General features: G+C 69.6%; 10 protein-coding genes. 6 read left to right on the forward strand and 4 right to left on the reverse strand.

Features of this window, described 5'->3' with window-relative positions:
- Positions 1-599: glycosyltransferase (locus VM681_10450; GenBank protein ID HVL88404.1), on the forward strand; the 599-nt coding region annotated here is incomplete at its 5' end.
- On the opposite strand, the gene VM681_10455 is transcribed toward VM681_10450, so the two are convergent.
- Entirely contained in the window at positions 578-1,732 is a 1,155-nt protein-coding gene (locus tag VM681_10455; protein HVL88405.1) for a glycosyltransferase family 4 protein, read from the reverse strand. The genes VM681_10450 and VM681_10455 overlap by 22 nt on opposite strands.
- A gap of 4 nt (positions 1,733-1,736) precedes the next feature.
- On the reverse strand, positions 1,737-2,378 hold the full coding sequence (locus VM681_10460; protein HVL88406.1) for a hypothetical protein: 642 nt from the start codon (positions 2,376-2,378) through the stop codon (positions 1,737-1,739).
- 38 nt (positions 2,379-2,416) lie between these two features.
- Here VM681_10460 and VM681_10465 point away from each other — a divergent pair, with 38 nt between their 5' ends.
- From VM681_10465 to VM681_10480, 4 genes are all read left to right on the forward strand, one after another.
- Complete coding sequence (locus VM681_10465) at positions 2,417-3,193, forward strand: 4-phosphopantoate--beta-alanine ligase (protein ID HVL88407.1); 777 nt, start codon at positions 2,417-2,419, stop codon at positions 3,191-3,193.
- 35 nt (positions 3,194-3,228) lie between these two features.
- Positions 3,229-3,591: a hypothetical protein gene (locus tag VM681_10470; protein HVL88408.1), complete on the forward strand. Its 363-nt coding sequence runs from the start codon at positions 3,229-3,231 to the stop codon at positions 3,589-3,591.
- A 53-nt stretch (positions 3,592-3,644) separates the two neighbouring features.
- Entirely contained in the window at positions 3,645-4,982 is a 1,338-nt protein-coding gene (aspS, locus tag VM681_10475) for an aspartate--tRNA(Asn) ligase (GenBank protein HVL88409.1), read from the forward strand.
- 113 nt (positions 4,983-5,095) lie between these two features.
- Positions 5,096-5,284 carry a hypothetical protein gene (locus VM681_10480; protein ID HVL88410.1) on the forward strand — a complete coding sequence of 63 codons (189 nt, stop codon included), beginning with the start codon at positions 5,096-5,098 and terminating at the stop codon, positions 5,282-5,284.
- A gap of 87 nt (positions 5,285-5,371) precedes the next feature.
- Here the strand turns inward: VM681_10480 and VM681_10485 are convergent, their stop codons facing one another.
- Entirely contained in the window at positions 5,372-6,796 is a 1,425-nt protein-coding gene (locus VM681_10485; GenBank protein ID HVL88411.1) for an APC family permease, read from the reverse strand.
- A gap of 163 nt (positions 6,797-6,959) precedes the next feature.
- Here VM681_10485 and VM681_10490 point away from each other — a divergent pair, with 163 nt between their 5' ends.
- On the forward strand, positions 6,960-8,405 hold the full coding sequence (locus VM681_10490; GenBank protein ID HVL88412.1) for a hypothetical protein: 1,446 nt from the start codon (positions 6,960-6,962) through the stop codon (positions 8,403-8,405).
- 3 nt (positions 8,406-8,408) lie between these two features.
- Here VM681_10490 and VM681_10495 read toward each other — a convergent pair whose 3' ends face one another.
- The gene (locus tag VM681_10495; protein ID HVL88413.1) at positions 8,409-9,689 is read right to left on the reverse strand and encodes a DUF4010 domain-containing protein; all 1,281 of its coding nucleotides are present in this window, start codon (positions 9,687-9,689) and stop codon (positions 8,409-8,411) included.
- Positions 9,690-10,015: the final 326 nt, after the last annotated feature.

The raw sequence follows: 10,015 nt of genomic DNA on the forward strand, positions 1-10,015 counted from the left end.
CGACCGAGGCGCCCCGCGACGGCCCGGCGGTGTTCGTGGGACGGCTCGTGCCGACGAAGGGCCTTCGCGTCCTCGTGGAGGCCGTCGCGCGGGCGCCCGGCGTCGACGTGGTCGTCGTGGGCGAGGGTCCGGAGCGGCGACGGTTGGAGCGCCTGGCCCGCGCGCGCGGGGTTTCGGATCGCGTCCGCTTCGCGGGCGCGGTCCCCGACGACGCGCGGCAGGCGCTGCTCGCCCGCGCGCGGTTCGTCGTTCACCCGGCGTTGCAGGAAGCGCTGGGCCTTGCCGTCGCCGAGGCCATGCGGCAAGGGTGCCCGATCGTCGCCACGACGGCCGGCGGGATCCCAGACGTGACCGGGGACGCGGCGCGGCTCGTGCCCCCCGGCGACGCGGAGGCGCTCGCGCGGGCCATGGTCGAGCTCTGGAGCGATCCGGCGCTTGCCCGACGGCTTGGCGAGCGGGCGCGCCGGCGGGCGCAGGACTTCTCGTGGCCACGCTACGTCGCGGCCACGCTTCGCGTGTACGAGCGCGCCTGCGCTTCCGACGGCCGGGACGCGCCCGCCGCGCGAGCCCCGCTCCGCTACGCGAGAAGCTCGCGGTAGAACTCGAGGTAACGCCGGGCGGCCACGGACCAGTCGAACTGCGAGACGGCCCTCGCGCGCGCGGCCGACGCCATGGCGCGGCGACGCGCGTCGTCGTCGAGCACGCGAAGGAGCCCTTCCGCCAGCCGCGCGGCGTCCCGGGGCGGCACGGCGACGGCGCACTCCGGCGACACGATCTCGGTGTTGCCTCCGACCTCGGTGCACACGACGGGCTTGCCGCAGCCGAGCGCCTCGTACAGCACGACGGCGCTTGGCTCGTAGAAGGACGGAAGCGCGAAGACGTCCGCGGCGTTGTAGTGGTGCACGAGCTCGTCCTCGGGAATGCCCGTCACGATGGCAAACGCCGCCTCGACGCCAAGCTTGCGGGCGTGCTCCTGCAGGGCCTCCTTGAGCGGCCCCTTGCCGACGAGGAGGAGGTGAGCGTCGGGGTGCCGTCGCCGGACCTGCGCGAAGGCGTCGAGCAGGACGAAGAGGCCCTTCTGCTCGATGAGGCGCGCGTTCGAGAGGATCAAAGGCGCCTCCGCCGGGATGCCGTGCCTTTCCCGCACGCTTCCCGCTCCCGCCTCGGGCGCAAACCGCTCCGTGTCGACGCCGTTGTAGACGACGCGCGCGCGGTCGCGAAGGGCCGCGGGGATCGTGGCGTCAAGCGCCGCCTGGCTCACGCACGCGATGCCCTTGGAAAGCTCCATCCAGCGATGGCCGAGCACGTCGTCGTAGAGCCCTGCGGCGGCGTCGGTGGTGGGGCTGATGCCCACCGGCCGCGCGTTGTGGATCGTGAGGACAAGCGGCGTGCCCGAGGAGCGCACCGCCCACATCTCCAACGGCCCCCACCAGTACCGGTTGTGCAGGTGCAGAAGGTCGGCGTCCTTGGTTGCCAGGATGTCCCAGGCAAAGCGCGGCGTGATCGTGTAGGGTGGCGGAAGAGGAGGCGGAAGCTTGGCGAGGTAAAGCGCGGGCGATCGCCGCACGCGGATGCCCTGGACGGTCTCCTCGGCGGGGGTGTCCGGCAGGCGCGACGTGAGGACGCTCACGTCGACGCCCTGGCGCGCCAGCCGGGACCCGAATTCGAGGATGACCTTCTCGGTGCCTCCCTGGTACGGGTGGAACAGCGGATTGAGCATGCAGATGCGCATGCGTTCACCCCTGCGGCGGCGCCTTGGAGGGCTCGCCGCGCGCCTCCCGACGCTTCTTGAGCGCGTACGAGGACACGAGGCCCCACACCACGAGCACGGCGATGAGAACGTAGGTCGCGCGGCGGGCGGTGGCGACGTCGGTCACGTGCAGGTACCCCACGAACAGGAGGAGGGCCGAGTACTTGAGGAATCCCCCGATCCCCACGTAGGCGATGGCCTTGCGCGCGTTCCACGGGGAAATCGCGATGAAGGCGCCCATGAAGGGCATGATGGGCACGATGCGGTTGAGCAGCACGGCGCGCTCGTCCTTGAGGATGAGAATCCCGCGCCAATAGTGCATGGCCCGTTCCACGAAGCCCGGAACGCGGTGCCGCTTGCGCTTCACGAGGAGGTACAGCATCGAGTTGGCCAGAAGCTCGGCCACGACGACCGTCACGAGGATGATGCCGCCCCACGTGGCCGCGCCGTACTGGGCGAGGTAGAACTCGGCGCCCTCGCCCGCGAAGAAGAACAGCGCGAAGAACTCGGGAACGGCGGGCACCAGCATCGAGTCGATGAAGAAGACCGCAAAGAGGGTCGCGATCACGCCACCGAGCCCCAGGCCGCAAAACAGGCTTGCGATCAAGCCCGGGGGGCACTCCACCATCGCGGTCTTATACGCGATTCCCCTTAAGCCGTTTCGGTTTGACCGAGATTCCCGCCTCGCATCCCCGGAAGGCGTCGCTCGAAACGCGCGAGCGGCTGGTCCAGGGTTTTCGCCGCGGGCTCGTGGCCGAGCAGGGCCTCCTGGCGCACGGTCGCGGCGAGGCCTTCGACTACCTGCTCGCCGAGCGGACGCAACCCTTTGCAACGCGCGCGATCCGCGCGGCCGCCGCGCACCTTCGCCTCGCCGCGCGCCCGGTCGTGAGCGTGAACGGCAACGTCGCCGCGCTTTGCCCGGAGGCGGTCGCGCGCGTGGCCAAGGCGGCGGGCGCGCGCGTCGAGGTGAACCTGTTCCACCGCACGGAAGAACGCGTGGCCCGCATCGTCGATTGGTTGGAGTCGCACGGATGCGAGAAGGTCCTTGGCGCCCATCCCGACGCGCGCATCCCCGGGATCGACCACGCGCGCGCGCTGTGCCGCAAGGAGGGCATCTTTGGCGCCGACGTCGTCCTCGTGCCGCTCGAGGACGGCGATCGCGCCCAAGCGCTTGCGGCGATGGGGAAGGACGTCCTGACGATCGATCTCAACCCGCTCTCCCGCACCGCCGTGGCGGGCACGGTCACGATCGTGGACAACGTGGTGCGCGCGCTTCCCGCCATGGCCGCGGAATTGGAAGGCGGTTTTGCGCCGGATTCCGCTCGGGAATTCCTGGAATCGTACAACAATGCGCAATCGCTTTTGGAGGCGGAAACGTTCCTCCGGGCGCAGACGCGGGCGCTGGCCGGGCTCGCAGATTCGGGCCCCCGGCGGATGGTATAAATAGGGCTTTTGCCTACGGGGTTCGCGGGGTTGCTTTGAAGATCCCCTCGTTCGTGTTGCGGAAGCTGTACGTTTCGAACAGCCTCGGCAACGAAGACGGCGGATTCTGCTTCCGCCTCCGAAACTCGTTGGGCACGGCCGAGCTTACGGTCTTCCCCGAGATCGAGGTCGACGGCGACCGGATCCCCAAGGCGCGCGTCTCCCTGTGGATCGACGGGAAGGAAGTGAAGGTGAAGGAGATCAGCGTCGAGAAGCCGCTGTGCTTCCCGAAGAACACGGAAGCGAAGGTATTCGTCGCCGGACGCAATCTCGGGCGCGGCCTCCACACGGTCGTCATCAGCACGGAGACAAAGGAGTTCAAGACGCTCCGCTTCGACATCGAGGAAGTCGTCGGCTGACGGCCTCCCCGAGCGGGCGCGCCCCTTTAATAGCCGGAGCCTTTTCTCGCGCCATGGCCGGGCTCTCGCAGCGCCGCTACGCCTCCGAGCTTACCGCCGACCTTCTCGGCAAGCGCGCGACGATCGCCGGGTGGCTCCAGGACGTCCGCAACCAAGGCAAGATCGCGTTCTTCTTCGTGCGCGACCGCACGGGCGTCGTGCAGGTCGTGGCCAAGCTCAACGACGTGGGGGCCGAGCGCTTTGCCCGCTACGCCGCCGTTCCGCGCGAGAGCGTCGTCGCCCTGACGGGCCTCGTGAACGCGAGCAAGGCGAAGGCGGGCGGGTACGAGATCCTGCTCGACGCCGAGGGCGACCTCACCGTCCTCAACGCGGCCGCGACGCCGCTTCCCCTTGGCGTCGTGGACAAGGTCGCCGCCGACATCGAGACGCGCCTGGACAACCGCTTCCTCGACCTTCGCAAGCCCGAGATCGCCGCCGTCTTTGCCGTCCGCAGCGAGATCGTGGGCGCGGGCGTCGAATGGTTCCGCAAGAACGGCTTCGCGCAGATCCACACTCCGCGCGTCATCGGCTCGGCAAGCGAAGGCGGAACCGACCTCTTCAAGGTCCGCTACTTCGAGCGCGACGCATACCTCTCCCAAAGCCCGCAGCTCTACAAGCAGATGATGATGGCCTCCGGCCTCGACCGCGTCTTCGAGGTCGCCACGTATTTCCGCGCCGAGAAGCACAACACGCCGCGGCATCTGAACGAGATCACCGCGTTTGACGCCGAAATCGCCTTCGTCGAGTCCGAGGAGGACGTGCTGCGCGCGCTCGAAGGCCTCCTCGGGCACATCTGGCAAAGCGTCGCGCAGCGTTGCGCGCAGGAGCTTGCCACGCTTGGCGTCACGCTCCCCGTCCCCCCCGCGCGCTTCCTGCGCATCCCGTACGCCGACGCGGTCGAGCGCGCCAACGCCACCGGCCGCCTCGCGCAGCCCGTCACGCCGGGCGAGGACCTCTCCGCGGAGGCCGAGCGCGTGCTTGGCGAGGAACTCCGCAAGGAGGGCCACGACTTCTACTTCCTCACGCGTTACCCCGAAGCCGTGCGGCCGTTCTACACGTACGTGGACGACAACGGCCGCGACAGCCGCAGCTTCGACCTCGAGTACCGAGGGCTCGAGATCACCTCGGGCGCGCAACGCGAGCACCGGCCCGACAAGCTTGCCGCGCGCATCGAGCACAAAGGGCTGAACCCGGCGGACTTTGAAGGCTACCTCAAGGCGTTCCGCTACGGCATGCCCCCGCACGGCGGCTTTGGCATGGGCATCGACCGGCTCGTCATGGTCATGCTGGGCCTCGACAACATCCGCGAGGGCGTGCTGTTCCCGAGGGACAGGACGCGGTTGGCGCCGTAGCTCCCTTCCGGCCCTTTCCTCGATTCGACTACGAGGTTAGGAAACACTTCAAATAGTTCTGGGCGAACGAGTGCATGCCCAACCGCCTTGCGCGGGAGGGAGGCACACCCCCGATGACCGAAGCGTTGTCCCTCGACGGCCACCCGATGCAACCGCCGCCTGGCCCAAGCCCGCCTTCGCCGCGCGTACGGTCGATCTCGACCCTCGCCACGACGATGTCGCTCATCCGCAGCGCGCCAACGCACATCGGTGGAGCGTATCGGACGCGCGACGGGACGATCCCTCCGGTCTTCGGCAACTGATTTCCTGCGCAGTTGCGCAGTAAACCGATCACCCCGACCAACCACACCGGGCCCTTTGGATCCGCCGGGGGGCCCGGAACCCCCCTTCTATTGCACGCCTGCAACGACGAGCTCCGGCGCCCGTTCGGGCGCCTGCCTGCGTTTCTGCCGCTCGAACCACGCGTGCGCCGGAACACCCGTTGCGATGAGCGCAAGTCCGATGAGCGCGGAGAGCGTCGTGCTCGGGTTGAGCAGGATGACGGCCGTGACGAAGACGGCGCTTGCGAGGAACAGGAGCGGGACGAAGGGATAGCCGGGCGTGCGGTACGGGCGCGGGAGGTCCGGTCGCGTGCGCCGCAGCCGGAAGTATCCGACGGCCGTGGGGATGTAGAAGAGCCACAGGCCAAAGACGGCCAGGATCGCAAGCTGCGCAAACACTCCCGTGAGCGCAAGCAGGCTTGCCCATTCGACCATGAGGAGGGTGGCGACGCCGGGCGTGGCGAACCTCGACAGGCGGGCGAAGCTTCCAAAGAACATGCCGTCGCGCGCCATGGCGTAGGGAATGCGCGGCGCGGCGAGAACGTAGCCGTTCACGGTCCCAAACGTGCTGATGCCGGCAACGACGGCCACAAGCGCGGCGGCGCCAAGGCCAAAGGCGAGCTGCGCGGCCGTCGTCGCGATGCGGCCGTTGGGATCGGCGCCCGTCGCAAGCGCCGTCGGGAGGTCGACGGCGACGACCATGGCAAGCGCGAAGAGGATGTACAGCGCGGCCACGAGGCTTACGCCCAGCACGAGCGCGCGCGGGATCGTGCGCTGCGGGTCCTTCACCTCGCTTGCCACATACGTGATGACGGGCCATCCGTCGTAGGCAAACAGCGAGCGCGAGAGGGCCACTGCAAACGCGACGAGAAGCCCGGCGCCGGCGGCCGAGGCGGCGCCCGCGAAGGGATCGTGCGTGGGGCGGTAGAAGAGGAGGATGCCGGCAAGAAGGCCCACGATGCCGACGAGCTTGGCCACCGTAAAGACGACCTGCACGCGCGCCCCGTGACGTGTGCCAAGGTAGTTCACGCCGGCCAGAAGCCAGATGCAGCCGATGGCCACAAACGCGACGCCGTACTTCGGGATCGTGAGCCCTTCTGCGACCTCGATCGCGCGGCCGGGCAGCGGCACGAGGAGGTCGACGAAGAGGGCAAACGCGGAGGCGACGGCGGCGAGGATGCCCGCCTGCACGACCCAGAAGTTCGTCCATCCGAAGAGGAACGCCCAGCGGTCGCCCATCGACTCGCGGAGGAAGACGTACTGGCCGCCGGCCCGGGGGAACATCGTTCCAAGCTCGGCGAAGGTGAGCGCGCCGGCAAGCGCAAGCACGGCGCCGGCCACCCACGCGAGGAGCATGACAAGCGGACTTCCGACGTCGAGCAGCATGACGCCGGGCAGCAGCAGGATGCCGGAGCCCACCATGCTGCCGACGATGAGCGTCGTCGCCTCGCGCAGGCCAAGCTCCTGCCGAAGTCCGGGCGCCGGCGAAGCCATGCGGGGGCCAAAGGCGCGTCCCGGTCATAAAGCACGAGCGAAGGCCGCGCGATCTGCCATAGGAAGTTGACCAAAAACTTTATGGCGTCCGGTCGGGGTCGAACGTCGAAGCGACATGTCGCGCCCACGCAGGGGTGGAGGCCCCCTGGGAGCGGTCCTTGCGTTGACCTTGCTCGCCGCAGCCGCCGCAACGGCCGGCTCCCCCGCCCAGGTGGGCGCCGGCGCCGAGCTTCGGGCCGGCGTCGCCTCCGTTCTTGCCTCCGCGCAGGGCTTCGACCCGACCTTCGAGCTCACCTTCTCCTTCGAACGCGCCGTCGTGTACGAGCTCTCGGACCCCTGGGACGGTGGCTTCCCGCTTCGCGCGACGCCCTGGCAGGAGGGCGTCGTACAGTCGCGGGCGTCCGACGGGCGGGTCGTCTTCGTCGTCGCCAACGACGTGCGCGGTCTTTCGCTTCCCACCGTCCCCGAGAACGCGGCGCCTTCGCCCGCCGAGTTTGCCGCCCGTGCGCGCGAGCTTGGCGACCGCATCAGCGTCGCCGAGTTCGACCCTCGCGAGCTCGACCTTGCCGCCGCGCTCTCGTTCGACCTCGTCGACGCCTCCAGGCTTGCCGACGGGCTCCTTCTCGAGGTTCGCGGCGACTTCTTCGCGCTCTTCCGCCCGCGCGACGCGTCGCTCTCGGGCGTGGCGCACGGCGGCGCGCCCACCGTCACGCCGGCGGACGCCGTCTGGATGCTCGTGCAGGCCGAGGACGCGACGCTTCGCGCGTCCGGGCAAAGCCTTGCGGCGCTCGTCTCCGCGCCGCCTGCGGAAGCCATCCTGTGGGGAAGCGCGGGCGCGCAGACGCCTGCCGGCGGGGTCGAGGCGAACCAGGAATCCCGAGTGGAATCCAACGGGCAGGGCGTCGACCTTGCCGCGGCCGCGCGGGTTCAGAACGATCTCCTGTCCGAGGCCGCCGCGGAGCCGGTAGGCGGCGACGACGGAATCGCCGTCGCGTCGGAGGAAGCCGCCGACGCGCTGTCGCCGGCGTTCGTCGGAGCGGCACTTTTGGCCGCCGGCCTTGCGGTCTCGCTCGCGAGCCTTTGGGCCTACGCGCCGGCCCGCGGCAGTCTTTTCCTCTTCGTCGTGCCCCTGTACGCGCGGCTCACCTCGCGCGAGATCCTGGGGAACGAGGTGCGCGAGCGCATCTTCCAGTTCGTCGCGCAGAATCCGGGCGCCAACACGACCGAGGTCGCCAAGGCCGCAAACGTCGGGTGGGGCGCCACCGTGTACCATCTGCGCGTGCTCTCGGACACGGGCTTCCTCGCGTGCGAGCGCGAGGGCCGCAGCCAGCGATGGTTCGTGAACGGCGCCACGCGGCGCGACGAGGTCCTCGGCCGCGCCGTGCTTGCAAACGGCAACGCCGCGCGCATCGCGCGCATCGTGCTCGAGAAGCCCGGCGTGGAGCCCTCCGCCGTGGCCGCGCACGCGAACCTCGCGCGCCCGACCGTCGCGTGGCATCTGGAGCGGCTGCGCCGCGCGGGCCTCCTCACGGAAACCGACGGCGAGGGCGGCCGTCGCCTGTACCCGGGCGAGACGCTTCCCCGCATGGCCGAGTCCGGCTTGTGTTGAGCCTCACGTTGGAAGCAGCGAGGCGAGGACGAGCCCGAGAAGCCCGAGAACCACGAGCAGCACGACCGGCCGCCACGCCGACGCCAGAAGGTCCGGGTTCGTGGCGCGAAGGATGAGCGCCTTGTTGGCAACCGACAGCAGGCAGGCGAGCACCGCCACCTGGCCGGCCACGAGAAGCGGCACGTTGGCCGTGGCGGCAAGCGCCCCCACGCTTGCGATCACGGCGCCGGCGCTCGCGAAGGCGCCCAGGGCCGACGCGTACACGCCCGCCTCGCCAAGCAGGCTTCGCGCCGCCGTGGCGCCAAGCACGATGACGGCGAAGATGGCGGCGAACTTGAAGGCCGGCCAGATCGCAAACGGGTTGGCCACGCGCACGTCGCCGGCCACCTCGTGCGTCCGCTGCTGCGCGTGCAAGGCAAGCCCGGCCGACGCGACCGTCATGAGCAGGACGGCGGGCAGCATGAACGTCGCGATCGTAAGCGACGGGTCCACGAAGGCGGCGATCGCAAGGTTGCGCACGAGCATGCCCGCAACCGACAGGAGCACGCCCACGACGGCCACGCGCTCGAGGTCCCTCCGCTCGCGCGCAAGCGCCGCGAGGCTTGCCGTGGCGGCCTCGCTGTTGACAAGCCCGCCCAGGAGGCCCGAGACGGAGACGCCGCGCGTGGCGCCGACTTGGCGCATGGCAAGGAAGCTCGCAAACGAGATCCCGGAGACGAACAAAACGATCAGGAGGAGGCCGTAGGGATCGATGGGGCGCCCCGGCCCCACGAGGCCGAGGGGATCGAGCGCGCCGCGCAGCATGCCCGTGAGCGGAAGCAGGATGAAGGCGAGCGTCACGAACTGGAGCGTGCTTAGGATCTCGTCCTCCGTGAGGTTGCCCGCGATGCCGTGCAGGCGATCCTTGCTCACGAGAAGGAAGGTCACGAACACGCCGATGATGGCGCCCTCGATGCGAAGGTCGAACCCCACGAGCGTGCCGGCGAGGAACACGACGAACATGGCAAACGGCGTCGTGAGGCCCGTCAGGCCCATCGTGTGCCGGATGTAGAACAGGGCCACGGCAAGCCCGCCTACGGCAAAGAGGCCCACGGCGAGCGGAAGATGGCTTCCCGAAAGGTCGCCGAGGCGGACAAGCAGGACGCCCATGGCGCACACGAGAGGGAACGTTCGCACGCCCGCGATCACGGGAACCCTGTCGCGCCGATGCTCGCGCTCGAGCCCCACGAGCCCGCCGATGCCGACGGCGATCGCGAGGTTGACGAGGAAGTCGACGTCGGCCATCGGCAAACCCGGGATCGGGCATCCCCGCGGCGCTACTTGAAGCGGGGGGTTTCGTCGCGCGCCCCGGCAAGCCCGAAACGATTATCGTGTGGTCGGGCCGTCGGTTGCCGGGGGCTGCGCATCGATGGCGCTTTTTGGACCCAACGTCGAACGGATGAAAGCCGCGCGGGACATCCGGGCTCTTTGCGATGCGCTGGACCACCGGAAACCGGACGTCCGTGCCGCCGCCGCCACCGCTCTTGGCGAGCTTGGAGACGTGACTGCCATCGAGCTCTTGGCCGCCGTGGCGGAGCGGGAGACGCTGGAGAGCGCCCTCGCCTTTCGGG

This window comes from Candidatus Thermoplasmatota archaeon, from assembly GCA_035541015.1.
Taxonomy (GTDB): domain Archaea; phylum Thermoplasmatota; class SW-10-69-26; order JACQPN01; family JAIVGT01; genus DATLFM01.

Excerpts from the sequence above, each read along its gene's own strand:
- VM681_10455 (HVL88405.1), bottom strand. The coding sequence starts at position 1,732 with ATGCGCATCTGCATGCTCAATCCGCTGTTCCACCCGTACCAGGGAGGC.
- VM681_10495 (HVL88413.1), bottom strand. The coding sequence starts at position 9,689 with ATGGCCGACGTCGACTTCCTCGTCAACCTCGCGATCGCCGTCGGCATC.
- aspS (HVL88409.1), top strand. The coding sequence starts at position 3,645 with ATGGCCGGGCTCTCGCAGCGCCGCTACGCCTCCGAGCTTACCGCCGAC.
- VM681_10485 (HVL88411.1), bottom strand. The coding sequence starts at position 6,796 with ATGGCTTCGCCGGCGCCCGGACTTCGGCAGGAGCTTGGCCTGCGCGAG.
- VM681_10480 (HVL88410.1), top strand. The coding sequence starts at position 5,096 with ATGACCGAAGCGTTGTCCCTCGACGGCCACCCGATGCAACCGCCGCCT.
- VM681_10460 (HVL88406.1), bottom strand. The coding sequence starts at position 2,378 with ATGGTGGAGTGCCCCCCGGGCTTGATCGCAAGCCTGTTTTGCGGCCTG.